The organism is Ruegeria sp. CF8, assembly GCF_056537285.1.
In genome coordinates, this window is the sequence record NZ_JBQFRG010000012.1 from 22,846 (window position 1) to 47,726 (window position 24,881).

27 protein-coding genes are annotated in these 24,881 nt (G+C 56.3%); 16 read left to right on the forward strand and 11 right to left on the reverse strand.

From position 1 onward, the window contains the following. Positions 1–53 precede the first annotated feature (53 nt). Complete coding sequence (locus ACR0EV_RS21175; protein WP_480801913.1) at positions 54–1,268, reverse strand: zinc ABC transporter substrate-binding protein; 1,215 nt, start codon at positions 1,266–1,268, stop codon at positions 54–56. A 57-nt stretch (positions 1,269–1,325) separates the two neighbouring features. On the opposite strand from ACR0EV_RS21175, the gene ACR0EV_RS21180 reads away from it, so the two are divergent. Genes ACR0EV_RS21180 through ACR0EV_RS21190 form a run of 3 tightly spaced genes read left to right on the forward strand, consistent with a single transcriptional unit; the run spans position 1,326 to position 3,384 of the window. After that, positions 1,326–1,838 carry a transcriptional repressor gene (locus tag ACR0EV_RS21180; RefSeq protein ID WP_480801914.1) on the forward strand — a complete coding sequence of 171 codons (513 nt, stop codon included), beginning with the start codon at positions 1,326–1,328 and terminating at the stop codon, positions 1,836–1,838. A gap of 2 nt (positions 1,839–1,840) precedes the next feature. Then, the gene (locus ACR0EV_RS21185; RefSeq protein ID WP_480801915.1) at positions 1,841–2,587 is read left to right on the forward strand and encodes a metal ABC transporter ATP-binding protein; all 747 of its coding nucleotides are present in this window, start codon (positions 1,841–1,843) and stop codon (positions 2,585–2,587) included. Beyond that, positions 2,587–3,384, forward strand: coding sequence for an iron chelate uptake ABC transporter family permease subunit (locus ACR0EV_RS21190; protein ID WP_480801916.1), 798 nt, complete (start codon positions 2,587–2,589; stop codon positions 3,382–3,384). The genes ACR0EV_RS21185 and ACR0EV_RS21190 overlap by 1 nt, the downstream gene beginning before the upstream one ends. 12 nt (positions 3,385–3,396) lie before the next feature. Here ACR0EV_RS21190 and ACR0EV_RS21195 read toward each other — a convergent pair whose 3' ends face one another. Together ACR0EV_RS21195 and ACR0EV_RS21200 are read right to left on the reverse strand one after the other, a co-directional pair. Then, the gene (locus tag ACR0EV_RS21195) at positions 3,397–4,911 is read right to left on the reverse strand and encodes a malonate--CoA ligase (RefSeq protein ID WP_480801917.1); all 1,515 of its coding nucleotides are present in this window, start codon (positions 4,909–4,911) and stop codon (positions 3,397–3,399) included. 81 nt (positions 4,912–4,992) lie between these two features. Then, the gene (locus ACR0EV_RS21200; RefSeq protein ID WP_480801918.1) at positions 4,993–5,589 is read right to left on the reverse strand and encodes a LysE family translocator; all 597 of its coding nucleotides are present in this window, start codon (positions 5,587–5,589) and stop codon (positions 4,993–4,995) included. A gap of 73 nt (positions 5,590–5,662) precedes the next feature. On the opposite strand from ACR0EV_RS21200, the gene ACR0EV_RS21205 reads away from it, so the two are divergent. Both ACR0EV_RS21205 and ACR0EV_RS21210 read left to right on the forward strand, forming a co-directional pair. Then, positions 5,663–6,115 (forward strand): Lrp/AsnC family transcriptional regulator, encoded by a 453-nt coding sequence (locus tag ACR0EV_RS21205; protein ID WP_480801919.1) that lies wholly within the window; start codon positions 5,663–5,665, stop codon positions 6,113–6,115. Positions 6,116–6,234: 119 nt separating this feature from the next. Beyond that, on the forward strand, positions 6,235–6,813 hold the full coding sequence (locus ACR0EV_RS21210) for a PA14 domain-containing protein (protein WP_171188809.1): 579 nt from the start codon (positions 6,235–6,237) through the stop codon (positions 6,811–6,813). A 41-nt stretch (positions 6,814–6,854) separates the two neighbouring features. On the opposite strand, the gene ACR0EV_RS21215 is transcribed toward ACR0EV_RS21210, so the two are convergent. Then, positions 6,855–7,817, reverse strand: coding sequence for an L-malyl-CoA/beta-methylmalyl-CoA lyase (locus ACR0EV_RS21215; protein WP_480801920.1), 963 nt, complete (start codon positions 7,815–7,817; stop codon positions 6,855–6,857). 295 nt (positions 7,818–8,112) lie between these two features. On the opposite strand from ACR0EV_RS21215, the gene dgcN reads away from it, so the two are divergent. The 3 genes from dgcN (at position 8,113) to ACR0EV_RS21230 (ending at position 11,024) form a co-directional block, all read left to right on the forward strand. Continuing rightward, positions 8,113–9,114, forward strand: a complete 1,002-nt coding sequence (gene dgcN / locus ACR0EV_RS21220; protein WP_480801921.1) for an N-acetyltransferase DgcN — start codon at positions 8,113–8,115, stop codon at positions 9,112–9,114. 73 nt (positions 9,115–9,187) lie between these two features. After that, positions 9,188–10,153 (forward strand): N-acetyl-D-Glu racemase DgcA, encoded by a 966-nt coding sequence (dgcA, locus tag ACR0EV_RS21225; RefSeq protein WP_480801922.1) that lies wholly within the window; start codon positions 9,188–9,190, stop codon positions 10,151–10,153. A 10-nt stretch (positions 10,154–10,163) separates the two neighbouring features. Further along, positions 10,164–11,024 carry a D-amino-acid transaminase gene (locus tag ACR0EV_RS21230; protein ID WP_480801923.1) on the forward strand — a complete coding sequence of 287 codons (861 nt, stop codon included), beginning with the start codon at positions 10,164–10,166 and terminating at the stop codon, positions 11,022–11,024. A 36-nt stretch (positions 11,025–11,060) separates the two neighbouring features. Here ACR0EV_RS21230 and ACR0EV_RS21235 read toward each other — a convergent pair whose 3' ends face one another. The 3 genes from ACR0EV_RS21235 to ACR0EV_RS21245 all read right to left on the reverse strand — a co-directional run bounded on the left by ACR0EV_RS21235 (position 11,061) and on the right by ACR0EV_RS21245 (position 12,520). After that, positions 11,061–11,375, reverse strand: coding sequence for a DUF1244 domain-containing protein (locus ACR0EV_RS21235; RefSeq protein WP_170469595.1), 315 nt, complete (start codon positions 11,373–11,375; stop codon positions 11,061–11,063). Positions 11,376–11,455: 80 nt separating this feature from the next. Further along, the gene (locus ACR0EV_RS21240) at positions 11,456–11,695 is read right to left on the reverse strand and encodes a DUF6868 family protein (RefSeq protein ID WP_480801924.1); all 240 of its coding nucleotides are present in this window, start codon (positions 11,693–11,695) and stop codon (positions 11,456–11,458) included. 87 nt (positions 11,696–11,782) lie between these two features. Continuing rightward, positions 11,783–12,520 (reverse strand): N-formylglutamate amidohydrolase, encoded by a 738-nt coding sequence (locus ACR0EV_RS21245; RefSeq protein ID WP_480801925.1) that lies wholly within the window; start codon positions 12,518–12,520, stop codon positions 11,783–11,785. A gap of 141 nt (positions 12,521–12,661) precedes the next feature. Here ACR0EV_RS21245 and pyk point away from each other — a divergent pair, with 141 nt between their 5' ends. From pyk to ACR0EV_RS21280, 7 genes are all read left to right on the forward strand, one after another. Then, positions 12,662–14,107, forward strand: a complete 1,446-nt coding sequence (gene pyk / locus ACR0EV_RS21250; protein ID WP_480801926.1) for a pyruvate kinase — start codon at positions 12,662–12,664, stop codon at positions 14,105–14,107. Positions 14,108–14,358: 251 nt separating this feature from the next. Then, positions 14,359–14,796, forward strand: coding sequence for a universal stress protein (locus ACR0EV_RS21255; protein ID WP_171096253.1), 438 nt, complete (start codon positions 14,359–14,361; stop codon positions 14,794–14,796). A 13-nt stretch (positions 14,797–14,809) separates the two neighbouring features. Next, entirely contained in the window at positions 14,810–16,360 is a 1,551-nt protein-coding gene (locus tag ACR0EV_RS21260; protein ID WP_480801927.1) for an alanine/glycine:cation symporter family protein, read from the forward strand. Positions 16,361–16,544: 184 nt separating this feature from the next. Further along, entirely contained in the window at positions 16,545–16,745 is a 201-nt protein-coding gene (gene rpmI / locus ACR0EV_RS21265; protein WP_005981143.1) for a 50S ribosomal protein L35, read from the forward strand. Between the two features lie 14 nt (positions 16,746–16,759). Further along, a complete protein-coding gene (rplT, locus tag ACR0EV_RS21270; RefSeq protein WP_008756009.1) occupies positions 16,760–17,125 on the forward strand; it encodes a 50S ribosomal protein L20 in 366 nt (121 codons plus the stop codon). Positions 17,126–17,325: 200 nt separating this feature from the next. Further along, positions 17,326–18,132 (forward strand): phytanoyl-CoA dioxygenase family protein, encoded by an 807-nt coding sequence (locus tag ACR0EV_RS21275; RefSeq protein ID WP_480801928.1) that lies wholly within the window; start codon positions 17,326–17,328, stop codon positions 18,130–18,132. Positions 18,133–18,878: 746 nt separating this feature from the next. Then, the gene (locus ACR0EV_RS21280) at positions 18,879–19,976 is read left to right on the forward strand and encodes a hypothetical protein (protein WP_480801929.1); all 1,098 of its coding nucleotides are present in this window, start codon (positions 18,879–18,881) and stop codon (positions 19,974–19,976) included. Between the two features lie 394 nt (positions 19,977–20,370). On the opposite strand, the gene ACR0EV_RS21285 is transcribed toward ACR0EV_RS21280, so the two are convergent. After that, the gene (locus ACR0EV_RS21285) at positions 20,371–21,762 is read right to left on the reverse strand and encodes an aminotransferase family protein (protein WP_171096246.1); all 1,392 of its coding nucleotides are present in this window, start codon (positions 21,760–21,762) and stop codon (positions 20,371–20,373) included. Between the two features lie 222 nt (positions 21,763–21,984). Here ACR0EV_RS21285 and ACR0EV_RS21290 point away from each other — a divergent pair, with 222 nt between their 5' ends. Further along, the gene (locus ACR0EV_RS21290) at positions 21,985–23,613 is read left to right on the forward strand and encodes an acyl-CoA synthetase (protein ID WP_480801930.1); all 1,629 of its coding nucleotides are present in this window, start codon (positions 21,985–21,987) and stop codon (positions 23,611–23,613) included. On the opposite strand, the gene ACR0EV_RS21295 is transcribed toward ACR0EV_RS21290, so the two are convergent. From ACR0EV_RS21295 to ACR0EV_RS21305, 3 genes are all read right to left on the reverse strand, one after another. Continuing rightward, positions 23,610–23,945 carry a DOPA 4,5-dioxygenase family protein gene (locus tag ACR0EV_RS21295; RefSeq protein WP_480801931.1) on the reverse strand — a complete coding sequence of 112 codons (336 nt, stop codon included), beginning with the start codon at positions 23,943–23,945 and terminating at the stop codon, positions 23,610–23,612. The two genes, ACR0EV_RS21290 and ACR0EV_RS21295, sit on opposite strands and share 4 nt — an antisense overlap. An 85-nt stretch (positions 23,946–24,030) precedes the next feature. Beyond that, positions 24,031–24,669, reverse strand: a complete 639-nt coding sequence (gene maiA, locus ACR0EV_RS21300) for a maleylacetoacetate isomerase (protein WP_480801932.1) — start codon at positions 24,667–24,669, stop codon at positions 24,031–24,033. Between the two features lie 11 nt (positions 24,670–24,680). Then, positions 24,681–24,878: a DUF2783 domain-containing protein gene (locus ACR0EV_RS21305; protein WP_480801933.1), complete on the reverse strand. Its 198-nt coding sequence runs from the start codon at positions 24,876–24,878 to the stop codon at positions 24,681–24,683. Positions 24,879–24,881 lie beyond the last annotated feature (3 nt).

Below are 24,881 nucleotides of genomic sequence, written 5' to 3' on the forward strand. Positions count from 1 at the left end.
GCGTTACCCCGGGTTGCAAACAGCCCGACCGTGGTCGGGCTGAAACGACAGATTCAAAGGCACTCGGCCAGGGATTTTGCAAGATTACGAATGACGTTTGGGTAGAGGTCCACACCGGGTTCCAGATCGGACCCAAGGGGGTCAATCACGCTGGTCTTCGCTTCTACGCCACCCATGACGCTTTCAACGATGCCTGGGTTGAACTGCGGTTCTGTCAAAACGCAGTCAATACCTTCGTCGCGGATACGCCCCTGAATCTCGGCGATACGCGCCGGGCTGGGGTCGGATGCGTCGCCAATCGATATTGCGCCAGCGGCTGGGAAATCGAAGGCATCCTCAAAATACTGGTAGGCATCGTGGAACACGATGAAGCTGCCACCGCGTATTGGGTCCAGTGTTTCAGCCACTTCTGCAGACAGCGCAGCCATTTCCTCGCGCGCGGCGGCGGCATTGGCAAAATAGGCACCTGCGTTGTCGGGGTCAGCCGAGGACAGCTGCGCCGCGATCACATTCAGCCAGGTTTCTGCGTTTGCCGGTGAAAGCCAGGCATGGGGGTCATGGTCGCCATGGGCATGCCCTTCGTGGCCATGATCGTCGTGATCATCATGGTCATCCTTGGCGTGATCGTCATGAGCGTGCTCCTCATGATCATGTCCATCTTCTTTGGCATGATCTTCGTGGTCGTGATCGTCGTGATCATCATGCCCATCATGGTCCGCATGTTCTTCGTGATCATGGTCGTCGTCTTTGGCATGATCGTCATGATCGTGCTCGTCATGTCCGTCATGATCATCTTTGGCGTGGTCCTCATGGTCGTGATCATCGCCGTGGTCGTGATCGTCGTGATCCTTGTCTTCCGCGTGGTCGTCATGGTCATGTTCGTCTTCGTCCCCGTGATCATGCGCCTCGAACAGAGCGTTTTCGCGGAAATCAAGAAGAACAGTGCCATCGGCCTCCAGCATGGATGTGACGGTTGCGCCGTCAGCCAGCGTATCGATCGCGTTCTCCATCCATGGCGTCAGATCTTCGCCCATCCAGAACACCAGATCAGCCTCTTGCAGCGCAGCGGCCTCGGACGGGCGCAGGTTGTATTCATGCGGCGATGCGCCCGGCGCAACGATCAGGTCCGGGGTTCCGACGCCGTCCATAACACGGGCGACCAGCGAATGGACCGGTGCAATGTCAACTGCAACATTTGGCGCGTCCGCAAGGGCCGTTCCACCCATCAATGCAGCCGTGATCGACAATGGAAGAAGCTTTCTGGACATCAGACCCTCTGTGTGATTTTATAACGTTGCGAGTGGCAATACATGATATGAAATAACATGACAAGTGATGCACGCCCTGTGCCGGCCGAAGATACGGCTCCGGTGGGGTTTCAGGAACATGACCATCAGACATGCGTCGAGACGGCCCTGGCCTCGGCTGAAGACCGGTGTGCGGCTGAAGGGCTGCGCCTGACGCCGGTGCGCCGCAAAGTTCTTGAAATGCTGCTGCAAGAGCATCGCGCGATTGGCGCTTACGCAATTCTGGACAGGCTTCGCGCTGAAGGGTTTGGTTCACAACCGCCTGTTGCGTATCGCGCGTTGGATTTTCTGGTGCAGAACGGATTTGTCCACAAGATCGAGCGGTTGAATGCGTTTGTGGCTTGCTCACATCCGGGGCAGTCGCATTCTCCGGCATTCATGATCTGTAGAAAATGTGATGCCGTTGCCGAAGCGCAATCAGCCCCCGCCAAAGGTGTTCTGGGTGCTGCCGCACGCGCGGCGGGTTTCGAGATAGAACGTACGGTTGTAGAAGCCGAGGGTCTCTGCCCCGACTGCACCGAAAAGGCATAAAGATGGCCTTGATCACCGTTGAGAACCTCAGCGTGCGCTATGGGGCGCATACCGTGCTGAGCCATGTTGATATGGCAGTTGAACCGGGTGAGATCGTCACCATCGTTGGTCCAAACGGATCAGGTAAGACCAGCCTTCTGCGGGCCATTATAGGGGCGACCCGGCCATCCGCGGGACGAGTGTCCCGTAAGTCCGGCCTGAAGATCGGCTATGTGCCTCAGAAACTGCATGTCGACCCGACGCTTCCCATTTCAGTTGAGCGCTTCATGCGCCTGACCGATCGTGTGTCGCGCAAGCAGTGCGTTGCAGCGCTGGAAACTGCGGGTGTGCCGGACTTGTTGCGCCGCCAGATGTCGCAGTTGTCTGGTGGACAGTTCCAAAGGGTGCTGCTGGCGCGGGCGTTGATCAACCGGCCTGACGTTTTGTTGCTGGATGAGGCGACTCAAGGGCTCGACCAACGCGGGTCGGCCAGTTTCTATCAACAGATTGAGGCGGTGCGCCGTGAAACCGGATGTGCCATCCTGATGATCAGCCACGAATTGCACGTGGTCATGAGCGCCTCGGACAGGGTGATTTGTCTGAATGGGCATGTCTGTTGCGAAGGCTCTCCGGCGGTTGTGGCGTCGGCGCCAGAATACCGGGCACTGTTTGGCACAGGCACCGGTGGTGCGCTGGCGCTGTACCGGCACGAGCATGACCACAATCATGATAATGATCATGACCACCCACCCAAGGAAGCGGCTGAATAATGCTTGATGATTTCATGACGCGCGCGACGCTTGCCGGTGTCGGCGTGGCCTTTGCAGCGGCCCCTCTTGGGTGTTTCGTCGTGTGGCGGCGCATGGCTTATTTCGGGGATGCAACGGCACACGCCGCGATTCTGGGCGTGGCATTGTCGCTGACCTTTCAGATGTCGATCTTCACCGGGGCACTGGCCGTTGCGTTGATCATGGCGCTGACCGTGACCCTGTTGGCCGGTCGCGGCTATGCGATGGATACCCTGTTGGGCGTTCTGGCGCATTCTGCCTTGGCGTTTGGTTTGGTGGCTGTGTCGTTCTTGTCCGGCGTGCGCATCGATTTGATGGCCTATCTGTTCGGTGACATTCTTGCGGTCTCCCGCTCGGACCTCATCGTGATCTGGGGCGGTGCCGCGCTGGTTGTCGCGCTGATCACGTGGCGTTGGTCGCAGCTGTTGACGGCAACGCTGAACGAGGAACTGGCCTATGCCAGCGGCTTTGATCCTAAGCGAGAGCAGTTGATCCTGACACTGTCTTTGGCTGTCACCGTGGCTGTGGCGATAAAAGTCGTGGGCGTTCTGCTGATTGCGGCCATGCTAATCATTCCGGCCGCAGCGGCCCGCAACTTGGCGCGTTCACCCGAGTCCATGGCTCTGATTGCCGCCGGGATCGGCGCGTTTTCAGCCGTTGCAGGGCTAAGAGCGGCTTATGTTTTTGACACCCCTGCGGGACCATCGATTGTCTGTGTGGCGGCAGTTTTGTTTGCCTGCCTCAGTATCCTAGGCTGGAAATCCCAGGGTAGGGCGTAAATGCGCGCGGTCTTAGGCGTTTGTGAACATGTCCCTGTACTGATCACGCAAGATGTTTTTCTGAACTTTGCCCATGGTGTTCCGGGGCAGCTCATCCATCACGATCAATTTGCGCGGATGTTTGAACCGCGCGAGGCTTTCGCACACTGAAGCTTGTATCTGGTCCAAATCGGGGCTCGCGCCGGGCTCGGCCACGACCACACCCAGGACGGTTTCGCCGAAATCAGGGTGCGGCACACCGATCACCGCGCTTTCCAGAACGCCGGGCTGGTCATCCAGAACCAATTCGATCTCTTTGGGGTAGATGTTGTAGCCGCCCGAGATGATCAGGTCTTTGTTGCGCCCGACGATATGGACATACCCATCCTCATCAATGCGCCCCAGATCACCGGTGATGAAGAACCCGTCCGCGCGCAGTTCCGCAGCGGTCTTCTCGGGCATCTGCCAATAGCCTTTGAAGACATTGGGGCCGCGCACCTCAAGGACACCGATTTCTCCTTGCGGGAGGGTGTTGCCGTCGGGGCCGCAAACCTTCAACTCGACATCGGGCAAAGGATATCCGACTGTTCCGGCGCGGCGCTCTCCGTCATAGGGGTTTGACGTGTTCATATTTGTTTCGGTCATGCCGTAGCGTTCCAGGATACGGTGGCCGGTGCGTTCTTCGAACTGCACATGGGTGTCTGCCAACAAAGGCGCCGAGCCGGACACGAACAACCGCATATGGGCCGACAGGTCCTTGGTGAAACGCGTGTCTCCCAGCAGTCGGGTGTAGAAAGTTGGAACGCCCATCATCGACGTGGCGCGCGGCATCCAATCGATGATCTGGTCCAGATCAAATTTGGGCAGCCAGATCATGCTGCCCCCCACTGCAAGCATGACGTTAGTTGCCACAAACAGCCCATGAGTATGAAAGATCGGCAAGGCGTGCAGCAACACATCGTCAGAGGTGAAGCGCCATTCCTCGACCAATGTTTGCGCATTGGACAACAAGTTGTTCTGCGATAGCATCGCCCCCTTCGACCGTCCCGTGGTTCCGGATGTGTAGAGGAATGCGGCCAAGTCCTCTCCGTCGCGGTCAACAGTCTGGAAATGCACGGGCATATCTTTTGCGTGATCCATCAAAGAGCCCGAACCATCGGCGTTCAGGGTTTCAACCTGTGCGTCAAGCCGGGCCGCTACGGGCCTTAGCTTTTCGAGAACGGAGTGATCACAAACGACAAGAGACGCGCCGCTGTTTTCTATGAAATACGTGAGCTCATCGACAGTATAGGCAGTGTTGAGCGGTAGGAACACAAGGCCAGCCTGCGCACAGGCGGCAAAAAGTGCCAACGCCTCGGGCGATTTTTCGATCTGTGCGGCCACGCGATCCCCGGGTTTCAGACCCAGCTTTGCCGATACATGCGCGATCTGAGCCGCGGTGTTCAAAAACGCCTGATAACTGAGCGTTTCACCATCAGGCAAATACAAAAAAGATGTGTCTTTTCCTGCGTGAACGCCGAACAAACCATCATAGAGTGGGTTGGCCATCAGGGGTACCTTTCTTGCATGCCGCATAGCGTGTCAGATGTTATGCGGAATAGCTTAAGAACCACGGCTTGTCATCATCACTCAATGCGGCCAAAGAACAGGGTAGAGCGAGGCAATAAGCAGCGCAGCCATCGTCCAGTTGAAGGTCACCAGCCTGCGCGGATTTGTCAGCACGCGTGCCATCTGCTGCCCAAGGACCGTCCAGGTGCTGACCGAGGGTAGATTGACCGCGCCAAAAACAAGGGCCACCAGCAGGATCGCGTGCAGCGTCTGATTGGGGGCATATGCCGTCGTTGCTGTCAGGGCCATGGCCCACGCCTTGGGATTCACCCATTGAAAGGCGGCCGCTTGCAGGAATGTCATGGGGACACCCGACGCCTCGGACCCTTTGGCCGGTGCGGCATGTGCAATCTTCCAAGCCAGATACAGCAGATAGACGACGGAAACGATTTTCAATGCGGTGTGGCTGATCGGGTACCTGTCGAACACCTGTACCAACCCTGCACCCACCAGCAACACCATGACCGTGAACCCCAGGCCAATGCCCAACATATGCGGGATTGAGCGTCGAAAACCAAAATTTGCGCCCGACGCCATCAGCATCAGGTTATTTGGCCCCGGCGTGATCGAGGTCACGAAGGCAAAGACGATCAGGGCCATCAGGATGTCATAGGTCATGGCGCGCAGTATTGCCCGGGTTTGAAAAAATGAAATTGCTTTTTCGTGCGTCTTTTCGGTAAGTTTGCAACTTATGACGAAGAATGATCAGATAAACCGCCAGATATTGCGCGAGTTAACGCGTGATGGGCGGATCAGTAACCTCGAATTGGCCGAACGCGTCGGTCTGTCGCCCTCGGCCTGTCTGCGCCGCGTGCAAGAGCTTGAAAAGGCTGGGGTTATCACTGGGTATCGCGCCGTTCTGGACCCAGCTGCCATGGGGGTGGGCTTTGTTGCCTATATCGGTGTTGGCTTGGGTGAGCACACAAAAGCCGCGCAAGAGGGGTTTGAACGCGCCCTGCAACAAGCCCCCGAGGTTGTCGAATGCCACAACATCACGGGCACTATCGAATACCTGCTTCGGGTCGAATGCGCCGACCTGCCGTCCTACAAAACTTTTCATACCGAGGTGTTGGGAACACTGCCCCATGTTACGTCGATCACGTCGTATGTGGTTATGGGATCGCCCAAGGACTTGCGCGCGTAACGTCTGAAATTGTGAAGCTTCACTCTCTTGCAGGGTAAAAATTCAGGGCCTAGTGTCACTGTAATGACGTTGCCAGGGGATAAGCCTAGCCAAAACGGCACGCAAACAGGGAGATAACGATGAAACTTGTTCAAACATTGGCAGCCGCAATTGCCGTGTCGGTGGTTGCCGGGGCCGCTTGGTCTGCACCGCTGAAACTGCAACCTGCCAGTCCGCAACCCAGCCCGAAGGCAGGGTTGAACGTGAAGTACTTTGGTACGGGCAACCAGCACAAGAAGATCCGAGATCTGAGTCAGGCGAAAAGCCTATTGTCCAAAGCGAAGCCCGGACAACCATTGCGGGGGTTGGATTACAGGGACACAAGCAAGGGCGAAGACGTTATGACGTTCGACCAGGCTTACAATGTTGCCGCCGAAGTGACGGGCTATATGCGGTTCAACTCGCCGGGGGTTTACGAGTTGGAAACGTGGTCCAATGACGGGATCGAGGCTTGGGTAGGAGGCCAACAGATTGGCCGTGTATCCGGCATTCAAGGCTGCGAAGCCAATCAGCGTACCGAAGTGGAAGTGCCCAAGGCGGGTTGGTATCCGTTGAAGATCGTTTACTTCCAGAAGCTGGGAACCTCTTGCCTGATGATGAAGTCAGGAAAGAAAGGTGAACGCTTCACATGGACGCCCAACGAGGTATTTGGTCGTTGAAACAACAAAAAAAGGCGCTCGATTGAGCGCCCTTTTTTGACTTAGCTGCCTGCCGCAATCAGTTCGGCCTGCGCCACAATGACTTCAGCCTGCTTGATTGAGGCGATGTCGACCAAACGCCCCTTATAGACGGTGGCGCCTTCGCCATTTGCCTTGGCCTGCTCCATGGCCGCAAGAATTTCGCGCGCCTCGGAAACGGCTTCGTCCGATGGGGTAAAGACCTGATTGGCCAGTGCGATTTGCTTGGGATGGATCGCCCATTTACCGACCATGCCCAAAGTCGCTGAACGTTTGGCCTGCGCGATATAGCCTTCGTCGTCGCTGAAATCACCGAATGGCCCATCCACCGGCAATACGCCATGGGTGCGGCAGGCGGCCACGATGGCAGCTTGCGCCCAGTGCCACGGGTCAGACCAGTGTTTTTCACCGTCGCGCAGCATATAGTAGTTTTCCTGCGTGCCGCCGATGCCGGTGGTTTGCATTCCCATCGAGGCAGCGAAATCTGCTGCCCCAAGGCTCATGGCTTGCAGGCGGGGGGATGAAGCTGCGATTTCTTCAACATGCGCGATGCCGGCAGAAGATTCGATGATGACCTCGAAGCTGATCGGTTTTGTGCGGCCCTTGGCACGTTCGATGGCCGTGACCAGAGCATCGACTGCGTATACGTCTGCTGCACAACCGACCTTGGGGATCATGATCTGGTCAAGACGGTCGCCTGCCTGCTCAAGCACGTCGACGACATCGCGGTACCAATAGGGCGTATCCAACCCGTTGATCCGGACGGACATATATTTATTGCCCCAATCAACGGTGTTCAGCGCCTCAATGACATTGGCGCGCGCAACATCTTTGTCCGAAGGCGCAACCGAATCCTCGAGGTCAAGATTGATCACATCCGCAGCCGAAGCGGCCATTTTGGGGAACAGCTTGGTGTTCGACCCGGGGCCAAAAAGCTGACAACGGTTTGGGCGCGCTGGTGCGGCAGGTTGGATGCGAAAGCTCATCTGGACCTCGTGTGAGTAATGAAATTGCGATTTTCCTGCTCACTGAGGTATTAAATTGCGCATGGCGGCGCAAGAGCGATTGTGCATCTGCGGCAATGCGGTTGCAGAATGCAACAATGGAGCACACGGAAGAAGGTGATTAAAGTTTAGTCACTTTGAAAACTTCGAAGATTTTTGCGCTGCTTGGCAAACTTGTGCAAGAAAATCGCGCACTAAACAATCTGGGCGGATAAAAACGCGAAACGCTCGTTCTACCGCTTCTCTAGCTTAGGCCGGAATCAAAGGAGTGACCGCAATGATCGAGACACCGTACCTGCTGTTTTTGGGCGATGCGCCCGACCAATTGGCGGCCAAAGTGGCTGTGGGCATCAAAGATTGGCGCCCTGAAAACGCCGTCGGCCAATACCGCATGGAGGGGTGCAAGGCTGACCTGGGTCTGACGGATATGACCCTGACCGAGGCAAAAGAAGCCGGTGCCAAGACACTGGTTATCGGCGTGGCCAACCGTGGCGGTGTCATCAGCCAGGACTGGAAGAAGGTTCTGGTCATGGCGCTGGAGGAAGGATTCGACCTGGCCTCGGGCCTGCACAATCTGTTGCGCGACGAACCCGATCTGGTGGCCGTCGCCGAAGCAACCGGTCAAAAGCTGCACGACGTGCGTGTACCCGAGGTGGATTACCCGATTGCCAACGGAATCAAGCGCAAAGGTAAGCGTTGCCTGGCTGTAGGCACCGATTGCTCGGTTGGTAAGATGTACACTGCCATGGCGATGGATGCCGAAATGCGCAAGCGTGGTATGAAGTCGACGTTCCGTGCGACCGGTCAGACCGGCATCCTGATCACCGGCGATGGCGTTCCGCTTGACGCGGTGATTGCGGATTTCATGGCGGGTTCGATCGAATGGCTGACGCCCGACAACGATGAGGACCACTGGGACCTGATCGAAGGGCAGGGTTCGCTGTTCCACGTGTCTTATTCCGGCGTGACGATGGCACTGATCCATGGTGGTCAGCCGGACGCCCTGATCCTGAGCCACGAACCAACCCGCGAACACATGCGTGGTTTGCCGACCTATCAGCAACCATCTCTGGAAACCCTGCGTGACACTGCGCTGGCGTTGGCCAAGGTCGCGAACCCGGATTGTCAGGTTGTTGGCGTTTCGGTGAACACTCAGCATATGTCTGAAGAGGACGCGACGGCTTATCTGGCCAAGATCGAGGCCGATATGGGCCTGCCTGCAACAGACCCGTTCCGCTTTGGATCCGGCAAGTTGGTGGACGCCTTGGCTGCGATGTGATCTGAGACACGTGCCGGTGGCGGGTTTTCCGCCTCCGGCGGGAGTATTTGGAAAAAGATGAAGGGGCGATTTCGTGCAGATAGAAGTCTCTCGTGATGTGTTTCGGCTGGCGCAAGTCTTCACCATCTCGCGTGGGTCGCGAACCGAAGCAAAGGTGCTGACGGTTCGGGTTTCGGACGGAACGCATCAAGGCTGGGGCGAGTGTGTTCCTTACGCGCGATATGATGAAACGCTCGAGTCGGTTGAAGCCGAGATTGCCGGTCTGCCCGCAGACTTTACCCGACAGTCGCTGAGGGATCTGCTGCCAGCGGGTGCTGCCCGAAACGCTGTAGACTGCGCGTTGTGGGATCTGGAATGCAAACGCGCTGGCAAACGTGCTTGGGATCTTGCAGGCCTGCCGGTGCCCGGCCCCGAGATCACGGCCTACACATTGTCGCTGGATACGCCTGAAGCGATGCAGGCACAAGCCGCCGAAAACGCGCATCGTCCGCTGTTGAAGATCAAACTGGGTACGCCTGACGACATGCCCCGGCTTGAGGCCGTGCGGGCTGGCGCGCCTAAATCAAAGATCATTGTGGACGCGAACGAAGGGTGGTCTGCTGAGGTTTACGCCGACCTCGCCCCACATCTGGTACGTTTGGGCGTGGCACTGGTCGAGCAACCTTTGCCCGCGGGGGACGACGATGCGCTGATTGGTATGGACCGTCCTGTGCCGGTTTGCGCGGACGAATCCTGCCATGATCGCGCCAGCCTGCCCAAGTTGAAGGGCAAATATGATGTCATCAACATCAAGCTCGACAAAACCGGCGGCCTTACCGAAGCGCTGGAACTGCGCAAGGCCGCAATCTCCGAAGGCTATGACATCATGGTGGGTTGTATGGTCGGCAGCTCACTTGCCATGGCCCCTGCGACATTGCTGGCGCAGGGTGCGATGGTTACAGACCTTGACGGGCCGCTTCTGTTGGCCGAAGACCGCGACACCCCGCTGATTTTTGACGACGCCGGAGTACACCCGCCGGTGTCCGCGCTCTGGGGCTGAGGAGACAAACATGACCCGAACCGTTTACGTAAATGGCGAATACCTGCCCGAGACCGAAGCCAAGGTGTCGATCTTTGACCGTGGCTTTCTGTTTGCAGACGCGGTTTACGAAGTCACCAGCGTTTTGGATGGCAAGCTGATCGATTTCGAAGGCCACGCGGTTCGCCTGAAGCGTTCGCTGGACGAGTTGCAGATGGCCGAGCCATGCACCAAGGATGAATTGCTTGAGATCCACCGCAAGCTGGTTGAGCTGAACGGCATCGAAGAAGGGTTGATTTACCTGCAGGTTTCGCGCGGAAGCGATGGCGACCGGGATTTTGTTTTCCCATCCGCAAATACTAAACCCAGCCTTGTTCTGTTTACGCAAAACAAGCCCGGGCTGGCTGATAGTCCGGCTGCACAGAAAGGGGCCAAAATCATCTCGATCGAGGATATCCGCTGGGGCCGCCGCGACATCAAAACCGTGCAGTTGCTCTATCCGTCAATGGGTAAGATGATGGCCAAAAAAGCAGGCTGCGACGATGCCTGGATGGTCGAAGACGGTTATGTGACCGAGGGCACCAGCAACAACGCTTATTTCGTCAAAAACGGCAAGATTGTCACCCGCCCGCTGTCCAACGATATCTTGCACGGAATCACCCGCAAGGCAGTTTTGCGTATGGCTGCAGAAGCACAGATGGAAATCGAAGAACGTCTGTTCACAATTGATGAGGCCAAAGACGCGGATGAAGCCTTCACCACCTCGGCCAGTGCTTTTGTGATGCCGGTGGTCGAGATTGACGGGGTTGCGCTGGGCGATGGTACGCCGGGGCCAATCGCCAAACGCCTTCGTGAAATCTATTTGGACGAAAGCCGCAAGGCGGCGATCTAAAGAAAAGGCCCGCCGATTGGCGGGCTTTTTTTTGGCTCAGCCCTTTTTCGTTACATTTTCTTCGAAAGCGACTTTGAAAGCCGCCTGTTTCTCAGGGCTGGCATCGGTCTGATAGTTGGCTTTCCACTCATCCATGGTCATGCCGTAGAACACCTCGCGGGCTTCGTCCTTGCCCATTTCGATGCCTTTTTCATTGGCTGCTTCCTGATACCAGCGCGACAGGCAGTTGCGACAGAAACCGGCCAGATTCATCATGTCGATGTTCTGAACGTCGGTGCGGTCTTCCATCAGGTGTTTTTGCAACCGACGAAACGCGGCGGCCTGAAGTTCGATTTCGGTTTGCTTGTCCATAAGGCTGCTCCGGGTGGCTTTGTGTGCTGTGATTGACCTAACAACCCCGCAGCCTTGTTACAATAAGCCGGCTGGCCCGCCTACATCAGTTTCAATGCCAGCCAGGGCACAATGCAAAAGACCAGAGTCAGGATTTTATAGTTGGCAAGATACCTGAAATACGCACGTTTCACGTCTGGCTGCTCCATTTGGAACAGCTTGCCATGAATGCCCGCAATCCAATCCTGTAACAGCAGGACCATGACAGTGGTGAACAGAAGAACCGTGATATTGAGGGCGGCCATCCAGCCGAAAAACGTTGTCAGAAACTCATGTGTCACGACGATCCCCTTTCTTTCATTATATGGGGATCAGACGGTGTGCTCACAATGGCGTGGGGTGAGGATCGCAGACCACGACCTTCGTCTTCAAAGGTCGCTGGAATCCAGCGCGTCCTGCAAGAAAACCGCCAAACGCTCGGCCCATTCTCGCTGCCCCTCGTGGTCGCCGATCAGGTCATTGCGCAGCTCGATCAGGGCATTGGGTCGACCAAACGCCGAACAGTGCTTGTCAATCGCATCTCCGGGCAGCACGCCGGTATAGGGTTGATTGACGCCAACGCACAGGTCATCTTCGGCCTGTAGCCGCTCGATCAGTGGGCGCGAGAACCGTTCATCCGGCGTGTGCAATACACCGATGTGCCAGGGTCGTGGCTCGCGCCCGCGCAGTTGGCGGGTGAAGGAGTGCATCGAGATAATTACCGCGTGGGGCAGGGCGGCCATCTGCGCCAGCGCCTCGTGATAGGGACGATAGCACATGTTCAGCCGCCGTTCGCGCTCGGCCACATCCGCGTGGCGATTGCCGGGGATGATCGAACCGTCATAGAGCTTCATCAACAGGGTCGGATCGTCTTCGCCACGGTTGGGATCGATCACGAGGCGTGAGAAATTGGCGGCAATCACCGGCGCGTCCAAAATCTCACCCAGATGTTTGGAGACCTCATAAGCGCCGACATCATAGGCAATGTGACGTTCCATATCTTCACGCGGCAAACCAAGGTCGCCTCCGTTCACTTCTGGTGGGACGGTATTGGTCGCGTGGTCGCATGTAATCAGCCAGCGGGACGGGCGATCCGCGCCATGGACGAAAAATGGGGTGTATGTCATGAGCCTGTCATCTAGTTTGTCGCAGGTGTAGGGCAGTTGCTTTGAAAAGGGAATTGCGCAATAAGCACTCAGCAGATGTTTGCGGTAACATTTTGCTGCACCCTGACCTGCAAGTAAGACGACGTAAGGAGACCAAGACCAATGCGACGCCTGAGAAATGTAAAAATCGTGGCGACGCTGGGACCGGCGTCGAGTGACTATGACACCATTCGTGCTTTGCACGAGGCCGGGGCCGATGTGTTTCGACTGAACATGAGCCACGGCAGCCATGATGAGATCCGCGAACGGCACAAGATTATTCGGCAGGTCGAAAAGGATCTGGACAGTCCGATTGCCATTCTGGCTGACCTTCAGGGGCCAAAGCTGCGCGTTGGCGTCTTTGCCAATGAGGCGGAAGAGTTGGAAGAAGGTGCGGCCTTCCGCCTTGATCTTGATCCCGCCGCCGGAGACATAAACAGGGTATGCCTGCCGCATCCCGAGATTTTTGCGGCGCTTGAACCCGGTGCGCGCCTTTTGGTGAACGATGGAAAGATCCGCCTGACGGTTCGAGACTGCGGTCAGGATTTTGCCAATTGCACGGTCGAAGTTGGCGGCACCATCTCAAACCGCAAGGGTGTGAATGTCCCGGATGTCGTACTGCCGCTGGCGGCGTTGTCGGCCAAGGACCGGGATGATCTGGAGTTTGTCTGCCAGCTGGGTGTCGATTGGTTGGCGCTGAGCTTTGTGCAGCGTGCCAAGGACGTGTTCGAAGCCCGGGCTTTGGCTGACGGTCGTGCTGCGATCCTGTCGAAGATTGAAAAGCCTGCTGCGGTTGAGGCGTTTGACGACATCCTTGATGCGTCGGACGGGATCATGGTGGCGCGGGGTGATCTGGGCGTGGAACTGCCGGTCTCTGCTGTGCCGCCAATCCAGAAACGTCTGGTCCGCAGGTGTCGAGGCGCGGCCAAACCGGTCATTGTGGCGACCCAGATGTTGGAAAGCATGATTGAAAGTCCGATGCCCACCCGCGCCGAGGTATCGGATGTGGCGACGGCGATCTATGAAGGCACGGACGCCATCATGCTTAGCGCGGAATCGGCAGCTGGAGCGTATCCGGTCGAAGCCGTGCAAACCATGAACAAGGTCGCCATCGAGGTTGAGGCCGACCCGACTTATACCCAGATCATCTCCGCCTCGCGCACTGCCAAAGGCAGCACCGTGGCTGATGGTATTGTCGCAGCAGCCCGTGAGATCGCAGAAAAGACAGACATCAAGGCCATCTGCTGTTTCACTCAAAGCGGTACAACAGCCTCTCTAACCGCACGAGAGCGTCCCGGCGTCCCGATCATTGCCATGACCTCGCAACGCGGCACGGCGCGCCGGTTGTGTCTGAGCTGGGGCTGCAATTGCGTGATGACGCCCGAACTGCAACGCTTCAAGGGCGCTGTGGTCAACGCAGCCCGCGCCGCACGTGCCGGGGGGTTTGCGTCCGAGGCGGATCAGATTGTGGTCACGGCGGGCGTGCCTTTCAACGTTCCGGGCACCACCAACATCCTTCGCGTGGCCCCCTGCGACGAGCGCCTCATCTACAGCACCGATCCTGAGTAGGCCTTTCCCGAGGCGTTGCGGAAAGCGACTTACGGCCGCTGGCGAAGCGGCCGTATCTTTTTTTTGTGCGCGAAAAACTTGATTTATAAGCGAAATTTGACCCGTGCAGGCGAATTTGGCACAATGGGCTTCATTCGTGGGTAGAATTTCCAGATAAATGACCTAAGGGCAGTCTTAGCCAAAGTTCCAAGTTCCGGCTGTCCTGCCGGGGGCACGGGCCCCGGACTGAACAAAAATAACGGAGGAACAAGATGACAACAAAGATTGTCATAGGACTCGACGGGACAGAGACCGGTGAGCGCGCGATTGCCTTTGCCAAAGATCTAGCAAAGTTGATCGGAACATGCGAACTGCTGGTCGCCTATGTGATAGAATGGTCCCCTTACACATTCCAAACACCGGAAGAAAACGCTTTGCGCCACAAACGGCGCGAGGAAGAGGTCGCTTTGGCATCGTCACGTATCGTGACACCTGCCGTTGATGCCCTCAAAGCAGCTGGATTCGAGGCGCATGGCGTCGTTCGACATGGCGATGTGGCGGAAACACTGAATGCTATCACGGTTGAAAATGGCGGCTCCCAGATCGTTGTGGGTCGGGCTTCGGCGGATGGTATCAAGAAACGCATCTTCGGCAGTTCGACGCAGAACCTTGTGATGCATGCCGACGTCCCGGTCACAGTAGTAAATTGAGGTGGGCAGGAAAATGAAAACGCTACAACACCTGTATCTTGCGGCGATTGCCGCTTTCATGGCCACCGCGGCTTCGGCACAAGAGGCTCCGGGCCTGGATGACAAGATCAACCAGGCCTTTGCAGACGCAACCGGACCCTTTGTCAGCTTTATCTTCGCTCCGTTTCCGGGAACCGGATTTCCGTGGATCGTGGGTTGGCTGGTGGTCGCGGCCACTGTTTTCACGCTGTATTTCGCGTTCGTCCAATTCCGCTTCTTTGGGCACTCGATCAGCCTTGTCAAAGGCGACTATTCCGACCCGAATGACGCCGGTGAGGTCAGTCACTTTCAGGCTCTGGCCACGGCGCTGTCTGGTACTGTTGGTCTGGGTAACATTGCCGGTGTGGCGGTTGCCATCGGGATTGGTGGGCCGGGGGCCACGTTCTGGATGATCGTCGCGGGCCTGTTGGGCATGGCGTCAAAATTTACCGAATGTACGCTGGGCGTGAAATACCGCAACGAATACGAGGACGGCACCGTCTCTGGCGGCCCGATGTACTATATGTCCAAAGGCTTTGCCGAACTGGGTTTGCCCGGGGGTAAGATCCTCGCGGTTCTGTTCTCGATCTTCTGTATCCTGGGCGCGCTGGGCGGGGGCAACATGTTCCAGGCCAATCAGGCGCATCAGCAGATCGCAGGTATCGTGGGGGATTACCCCGGTTGGATCACGGGTCTGGTCTTTGCAGCCATTGTCTTTGCGGTGATCGTAGGTGGTCTGAAGTCGATCGCGCGTGTGACTGAGAAGGTCGTACCCTTCATGGGCGTGATGTATGTGCTGGCGGCGCTGGTGATCATCATCATGCACGCTGATCAGATCGGCTGGGCCTTTGGTCAGATCTTCGCGGGTGCCTTCACGGGGCTCGGTGTTGCAGGCGGCATGGTTGGCGCGCTGATCCAGGGTTTCCGCCGTGCGGCGTTTTCGAACGAAGCGGGTGTGGGCTCGGCCGCAATTGCACACTCGGCTGTTCGGACCAAGGAACCGATCACCGAAGGCTTCGTATCGTTGCTAGAACCGTTCATCGACACCGTTGTGATCTGTACCATGACGGCGCTGGTGATCATTATCACACAGCAGCTGATCGTCGATCCGGCGACGGGCAACTACATGCTGAACGAGGCGGGTAACGCCATTGCCACCGTTGATGGCAATTCCGGCGTCAGCCTGACCTCTGCCGCCTTTGGCAGCGCGTTCAGCTGGTTCCCCTTCATCCTGGCGATTGCCGTTGTTCTGTTTGCCTTCTCGACCATGATCAGCTGGTCCTACTACGGCCTTAAAGCCTGGACTTACCTGTTCGGCGAAGGTCACACCAAAGAGCTGGTGTTCAAGATCATCTTCTGCGTCTTCGTGGTCATCGGTGCGGCGGCTAACCTTGGTCCTGTCATCGACTTCTCGGATGCGGCGATCTTTGCGATGGCTGTGGTGAACGTCTTTGCGCTCTATTTCCTGATGAAAGTGGTGCGTCAGGAACTGGCGTCTTATGCAGAACGGCTGAAAAGCGGTGAAATCCGCAAGTTCGGCCACTAACCCAATCCACCGGGGCGGCGACAGTCGCCCCGGTGTCGGACCAGCCACGCACAAAGCGCAGATTCTGGTCGAATCCCCCTTGCCAGTATGACGGAACTTGCGTAAATGGCGCTTCTGATCGCGTGACCGGCCGAGATGGCATGCCGAGTCGCGTTTGAAACCGAACCCGAAAAAGGAGACGGAAATGCCTAAGATGAAGACCAAATCGAGCGCTAAAAAGCGCTTCAAGGTGACTGCGACCGGTAAGGTCATGGCAGGCCAGGCCGGCAAGCGGCACGGCATGATCAAGCGGACCAAGAAGTTCATCCGCGACGCCCGTGGCACCACCACCCTGTCCGCCCCCGACGCCAAGATCGTCAAGGGCTACATGCCCTACGACCGCTAAGAGGAGATTAAGAGATGTCCCGCGTTAAAGGTGGAACCGTAACTCACGCCCGTCACAAGAAGGTCATCAAGGCTGCCAAAGGTTACTATGGCCGCCGCAAGAGCACCTTCAAGGTTGCCCGTCAGGCCGTCGACAAGGCCAACCAGTATGCAACCCGCGACCGTAAGAACCGCAAGCGCAACTTCCGCGCGCTGTGGATCCAGCGTATCAACGCTGCTGTCCGTTCGCATGACGAAGCTCTGACATATTCCCGCTTCATCAACGGCCTGAACCTGGCCGGTATCGAAGTGGACCGCAAAGTTCTGGCTGACTTGGCCGTGCACGAACCGGAAGCGTTCGGCGCGATCGTCGCCAAAGCTCAGGCCGCTCTGGCTGCCTGATCCTCTGAATAGAGACAGTGAATGAAAGGCCGTCCCGCTTGGGGCGGCTTTTTTGCATCATGGGTTGGAAAGCCCCAAGCGCGCATTCGGTACGGTATGTTTCAATTTTCATTAGCGCCGACGCAAACCAAAACCGAAACAGGCTTGGCAGGTCATGTTTTTCCACTAACGATTGCTTAGTCATTTCTTGGGAGGCGACTATGGGAATCGACCAAAGGGTAAGAACTTGGGCGAACGCTTACAATCGGGACGGTTATGTAGGTGGTGTTCCGATCCTGACTGAAGTCGAAGCGCAAGAACACCGGGCCGCAATGGAATGGGCCGAGCGCCAGCTGGGCGCGTCCATGCATTATAAGTCCAAAGCGCACACAATTTTAACTTCGCCGTACAAGCTTGCTACGCACCCCTTGATGCTCGATCTTATCGAAGCGCTGATCGGGCCCGACATTCTGTTGTACAATGTTACCTATATCATCAAAGAACCTGGCTCGACCTCGCATGTCAGTTGGCATCAGGATCTGACGTATTGGGGCCTAAGCCACGACGACCAGGTATCCGCTTGGCTCGCCTTGTCGCCAGCGGACGAGGAAAGCGGTTGCATGCGAATGCTACCGGGAAGTCACGCGAACGGTGTGATGAGCCATGAAACAACGGAAGACGACGATAACGTTCTTTTGCAGGGGCAGACTGTTCTTGGTGTTGATGAGAGCCAGGCCAAGCTTTGTCCGCTGCGTCCGGGCGAGGCGAGTTTTCACCATGGTTGGACGCTTCATGCCTCGATGCCGAACAAAAGTAAGGATCGTCGAATTGGGTTGAATATCCAGTATCTTGCGGCGCATGTACGTCAGACCAAACATGATCTCGATACGGCAATGCTGGTGCGCGGAGAAGACAATTTCGGCCATTTTGGAATCGACACGCCCGCTGAAAGCGATCTTGATCCTGTGGCGGTGAAGAGGCAAATCGAGCTGGAACAGCGACATGTTGAAATAGCAGGAACAGCCTGAGGCATTGACGAACCGCTTTGGGCAAAATGCACAACAGAGAGCGGGCCAAACGCTGGCCGCTCTCACTGCCTGATCCTCTTTCGAGAGATTGCGAGTTCAAGGCCGTCCCGATTGGAGCGGCTTTTTGGCTTTGAACGTAGAGAGTGTTGGCTTAGAGCCCATACCTCTGAAATGCTGCATCTTAACTGAACTGGTGCGGTACGCCAAAAGCCAACATCTAACATAGGGTCTCGTTGCAGCTCGTCGAACCTGCCATTCGCCGCCAGCGCGAATTCGGGCAAAACCCGATCCTGTGCTGAATGTCAGCCCGTCGGTCAGCTACCATTTGATCAGCCAGAATGGGAAGGTGACATTCCCGTCATTCAGGCTGAACTGGCCTCCAAAGACAGGGCTGATTTCCAAGGTCGTCGAAACCTCCCACGCGATCAAGGCGAGGAGACAATAGGTCAAGCGTCGCAGGTGTCAGCGCCGCTTTCGGTCGCATTGCTCAACACCTTAATCCCCGTAATTTCAAAATTTTTTTCAGCTTCGTTCGCTTGTTTGCCATTCTTGGTACTCCGTTTCTTGAGCATACCGGTGAACCAGTTAAGTGGGGTACGCCGTACTAAAGCACGATGACAGCCACGCCGACCCCTCGTAATCCATGCAGTAGAAATGAGGGTGGTACAATTCTCCGTCAGAACACCCCTAGCAATTATCAGTGATAGTCGACAAAGTATCTTAGTCGATTGAAGAAGGATGCAAACGTGAAAATACTTTTGGGTGCAGTTGCCCTTGCGACTATTTCGCTGTTTTCCAATCTAAGTGTAGCGCAGGCAGACGAAGAAGAGTTCGTCGACGGTTTCTTAATTGCCTTTGACAATGCACTGAATAGCACAAGTGTTTCCGATTATTGGAATATTGACCTTTCTGAGGCCGAATATTACATCGACAACGGTTTGTTGCCGGTGGATTTTGATTGGGAAGCGGCATTCGTCGTTCTATCCCAACCACCGGGTAAAGCTTCCTCCGCCGATTGTGTTGGCGCAAGTTGTGTCAAGGTAGCTCCAGCGGAGTTTGATTTCTTCGAGCGTGCAAATATTGTAAAGACGGGTCTTTGGAAAATTAGACGGCTCGATCTGTCGAGGCAGGACCTTCCATGTGTGAAGCGCGCGCGAGGCGTTCTCGGCCAAGATTTCCTGAGTGCTTCGAGAGAAACCATTGAGAGATTTCCAGCAAACTGCGGCCTACTAGAAATCTCCTATTTGGGTATCGAAAAAGCAGAGGACATCAAGTGGCTTGAGAAGAACAAAGTCGATTTGAACTCAACTGGAAACGACGGGCATCCAGGTATCTTGCAGCTGTATATCTTGAAAGGACTGGTTCCCCAAGCAGTGACATCGAACTCACCAACCAGTTCAAGGTTCAATTTAGATCGATTGGTAAAAAGCGCGGCCAATGTTGATTTTGACGTAGACTATGGAACCACCGCTTCAAATCTCGTCAAGCCCGCGCTGCGGAGCCAACTACCCAACGAGGCAAGCATTCAATATTCAGATGTGGTGACCTCACTCATTAACTTCGGGGACGACCCCAAAATATTGGAAGCTTATTGCAGGATCGCTGACGAAAACCTCTTTTCATCGTATCAACCACGCCACCTGGTGCTGCCTTACTTTTTTTCTTACGATGAGTATTTTGTGCGTGCCCTTCAGCTAGGCAGGGTTCAGGATGGAAGTTCGTGTTTTAGGTTTTTGAAGGAACTAACTAACAACAATCCAGATGAGTTCCCCGCTCTTCAGAAGGCAGCCTTAAAGTCTGGGCAAGTGGATTTCATCAAGCTGTTTGAGAAAATGTTCTTTTGAAGGTTCTTCTATCTACACCAAGGCCGTTTCAGGGTTTGATTGAATTTTTCTGCGACACGTATACCCAAAGCCACCGAAAGCACTAGTGGGAATACGTGCCGCAACTTAAGCCCGAAACGCTTCGGATTAGGAGTTCCGACAAAATCCGATATCCCTAGTGCGGCGGTATTTGAAGTGGTGCTGCTTGTCTGGCGTTAGCTTCTTTGGGACGGTTTAGACCTGTTGCGTAGCGGAGGGTTTCTGGCTCATCGTAGGTTTAGAGGATCGAAGATAGACGGGAAGCGGACCTTCGTTCGAAAAGATCGAACGGCGGCCTTGTCCGCATAGAGGTCCGCTGGACGAAAAAAAACCGGCTTATTCAGCGCCGGTTTTCCTTGGTGTTTCTTAAAATAATTTACCCGAAAACACGCCCCAGCGCGCCATCGACCGCATCGGTGATCTGGTCAATGTCATCTGCCGTGGCGATCAGCGCGGGCGAGAAGCACAAGGTGTTGTTGCGGCTGGGGATCGAGCGGTTGGTGGCACCGATGATCACGCCTTGCGCCATACAATCGGCGACAACGGCTTGAACCCGCTTTTCGTCCATCGGGTCTTTGGTCGCCCGATCAGTGACCAGTTCGGCCCCCAGGAACAGACCCTTGCCGCGCACATCGCCGATGACTTTGTGCTTTTCCATCAGCGCTTGTAGGTTGCCCATCATGCGGTCGCCCATGTCGGTGCAATTGCCCAGCAAGTTCTCATCTTCGATGATGCGCATGTTCTCAATCGCTGCTGCCGGTCCGGCCGTGCAGCCGCCAAAGGTCGAGATGTCGCGGAAATAGTTCAGCGGATCCGACGCGTCGTCTTTGAACATGTCAAAGACTTCCTCGGTTGTGACCATGCAGGCAATCGCCGCATAGCCCGAGGCCACACCCTTGGCCATGGTCACGAAATCGGGTTTGATACCGTATTGCTGGTATCCGAACCATGTGCCGGTCCGGCCAACACCGCAGACAACCTCGTCGATATGCAGCAGCACGTCGTATTTCTTGCAGATCTCCTGCACGCGCTGCCAGTAGCCCTCGGGTGCTTCGATTACGCCGCCGCCAGCCGTTACCGGTTCAAGGCACAGGGCTCCTACTGTGTCGGGACCTTCGCGCAGGATGACCTCTTCGATCTGATCCGCCGCCCATTCGCCGAAATTCTCTTCCGGTGCGCCGTCCAGTTCGTGCTTGCGGTATTCCATGCAGTGCGGCACGCGGACGAAATCAGGTGCGAAAGGTCCGTATTGCGCAGTCCGTTCATCCTGACCGCCGGCCGACATGGTTGCCAAAGTCGAGCCGTGGTAGTCGCGGTCGCGGTACAGAATCTTGGTCTTCTTGCCGCCATAGCGCTTATGCGCGATTTGACGGACCATTTTGAAGGCTTTCTCGTTCGCCTCAGAGCCGGAGTTGGTGTAATAAACGCGGCTCATGCCCGGCATCTTGTCGATCAGCTGTTCGGCAAAGATCGCGCCGGGGATCGAGCCTGCCGAGTTGGCGAAATAGCACAGTTTCATCAACTGATCATAGACGGCCTTGCAGATCGATTCGCGGCCATAGCCAACGTTCACGGTCCACACTCCACCGGAAACAGCATCCAGGTGTTCTTTGCCCTTCTGGTCCCAGACGCGCATGCCTTTGCCTTCGACAATGATGCGCGGGTCATTGGTTTCAAAGGGTTTATGCTGAATCAGGTGGTGCCAGATATGAGCGCGGTCGGCCTCGACCACGCGGGAAAGATCGTTTTCGTTGAACGTGCCGTCCATGACAAGTCCTTTCACTGAGATGCGCTTCAGGGGCTTCTGGTCAGGCCATACCCCCGCCTGTGTTTAAGATGCTTCAGATCACCGCGAAAGGCCCGTTGTAAGTAGGGCCAGATCGCGCCATCCCATATTGCCAGAAAGTGCGGCTATCGTATTACTACGGATTTGTCAGAGCACCAAGTTTATGCTCAAGTCGCGCGGACTTTGATTTGGGAGGATCAGCAGGTGACAGCCACAAACATTTACGAGCGTCATTTGGACAAAAGCCGGGCCAACTACACGCCTTTGTCGCCGCTGACGTTCCTTGAGCGAACGGCGCAGGTCTATCCGGGTTACCCTTCGGTGGTGTATGGGGACCGCCGGTATTGCTGGGCTGAAACCTATGCCCGGTGCCGGCGACTGGCAGGCGCGTTGCGTGCGCGTGGCATCGGCAAAGGCGATACCGTTTCAATCATCGCAGCAAATATTCCCGAAATGTATGAGGCTCATTTTGGTGTGCCAATGGCAGGCGCTGTTCTAAACGCCATCAACACACGCCTGGATGCACCAATCGTCGCTTTCATACTAAATCACGCCGAAGCCAAGGCACTGCTGGTCGACCCGGAATTTTCAGGCGTTGTGAAAAAGGCGCTGAAACAGGTCGAGCGTGACATTTTGATTATCGATATCGAAGACCCCAGCTTTGACGGCGGTGAAACACTGGGCAGTCTGACATACGATGCCCTACTGAATGAAGGCGACCCAGAGTTCAACTGGTCCCTGCCAGAGGATGAATGGGATGCGATTTCCCTGAATTACACCTCGGGCACCACAGGCAATCCGAAAGGGGTTGTTTATCATCACCGGGGAGCCACCCTGAACGCACAGTCGGATCTGCTGGATTGGGATATGCCCAAACATTCCGTCTATTTGTGGACATTGCCGATGTTTCACTGCAATGGCTGGTGTTTCCCTTGGGCCATGGCGGCTAATGCGGGTGTGTCTGTCTGTCTGCGTGCCGTTCGGGCCGAGCCGATCTATGCAGCGTTCCGCGATGAGAAAGTCACCCATTTCTGCGGTGCTCCGATTGTTTTGAATATGCTCGCCCATGCGCCGGATGAGCTGAAAGACTTTGATCACCAGATCAAGGTGATGACTGCAGGTGCCCCGCCGCCTGCGGCCGTGATCGAAGCGATGGAGGCGATGGGCGTCGAGGTCACCCATGTTTACGGCCTGACCGAGACGTACGGGCCCTCGGTCGTTTGTGCCTGGAAAGACGAATGGAATGAGAAAGGTCCGGAAGACCGCGCCGCTTTGAAAGTACGGCAGGGTGTGCGGTACACGGCGCTTTCTGGCCTGATGGTCGCCGATCCCGATACGATGGAACCCGTGCCTGCGGATGGCGAAACCATGGGTGAAATCTTCATGCAGGGCAACGTGGTGATGAAAGGATACCTTAAGAACCCGGACGCCACAGACGGGGCCTTTAAGGGTGGTTGGTTTGCCTCCGGCGATCTGGGTGTCATGCACCCCGACGGCTATATCGCACTCAAGGATCGATCCAAGGACATCATCATTTCAGGCGGTGAGAATATCTCGTCCGTTGAGGTCGAGGGTATCCTCTACAAACACCCGGCTGTGATGGAGGCGGCTGTGGTCGCGCGTCCAGATGAAAAATGGGGCGAAACGCCCTGTGCCTTTGTCGAGCTGAAGCCCGATGCAACCGCGACCGAAGCAGAGCTGATTGCCTTCTGCCGGGACAACATGGCCCATTTCAAAGCACCAAAGACTGTCGTGTTCGGCACCCTGCCGAAAACTTCTACGGGCAAGGTACAGAAATTCGTCCTGCGGGATCAGGCAAGGGCACTAGACTAAAGCTTGTCGAAGATCGAAAGGTTCAGATCCAGCATCTCACCCATCCAGATTGCCCGATCTCGGTGATCTTCCAGATGTTCACCGGTTTCGGGATGGGTGAACACGGTCAGGCCCTGCCGGTTCAGCATCAGCCAAGGCATGACCCGATCAAAAGCATCGGCGGCAAAGCCCAACTGGCAACTCCAGCGCGGGTGGGGGCCGACATTGCGGGCATGCATACGCCCCATCTGAACCGGGAATAGCCGAGCGGCCTCTTCACAGACCTGTTGCGCCGTATCCTGCGTGTCGGCATCGAAATAAACATGGGCGTGGTAGCCGGTGATCTCGGGCATGGGAACCTCTTTGCTTTGATGGCCCAAAGCTAAGTCCGATCAGGCTGGACGCCTAGGCGCACAGACACACAGGCTCTGTGCAGGGTTATTGAGGTGCATGCGCGTCGGGATGCGCTGCAACAAAGGCCGGATGATCGGCGCAGGCGGCTTCGACACTTAGAACACGCGGCATGTCAGACAGATCCACCTGCCAGCGGCGTGCATTGTAGAGTTGAGGGATCAGGCAGATGTCTGCGAGGCCAGGCTGCGCACCGATACAATAAGGGGTCTGTTCAAACGCGCCCAACATGGTCTCAAATGCTTGCAAGCCTGGCTGGATGAAGTGCCGCATCCAATCTCCGGGCATGTCGGCGGCGTCAGTGCTGAGCGAGGTCGCGTGACGTGCGACAGACAGGTTGCAGACCGGGTGAATATCCACCGCAATCGCGTAGGCCAGCGCCTGTGTTCTGGCCCTCTGTACCGGGTCGGAAGGCAAGAGGCCCAGACTCCGCGTTTGATCCAGATATTCTAGAATTGCTAGCGATTGTGTCAGCCGTTGCCCGTCGATCTCCAGAACTGGCACAAACCCTTGCGGGTTGCGTGACAAATGCTCAGCGCCTTTGTGTTCGCCGCCTACCAGATCGACAACAACTGCGTCGTATTCGATGGCTGCCAGATTCAGGGCAATCCGCACCCGATAGCTGGCCGAGGACCGCCAGTAGTCATAGAGGACAACACTGCTCACGTGGGAACCCGTTAACTGTCCGACAACGCAGCCGCGCGAATGGCATCGGACAGAACCGCGCCGTCGCCGATGTGATTGGCCAACACCAGTACAAGCCGGGCATTTAGAGCGTCGCTGTCGACTTTCTCAAGCCCTTCATGCGCCGCCAGAAGGTTGGCGTAAAAGTCGTCGGCGTTGTCGAAATTGGGGGTCAGGATCAGGTCAGACATTGC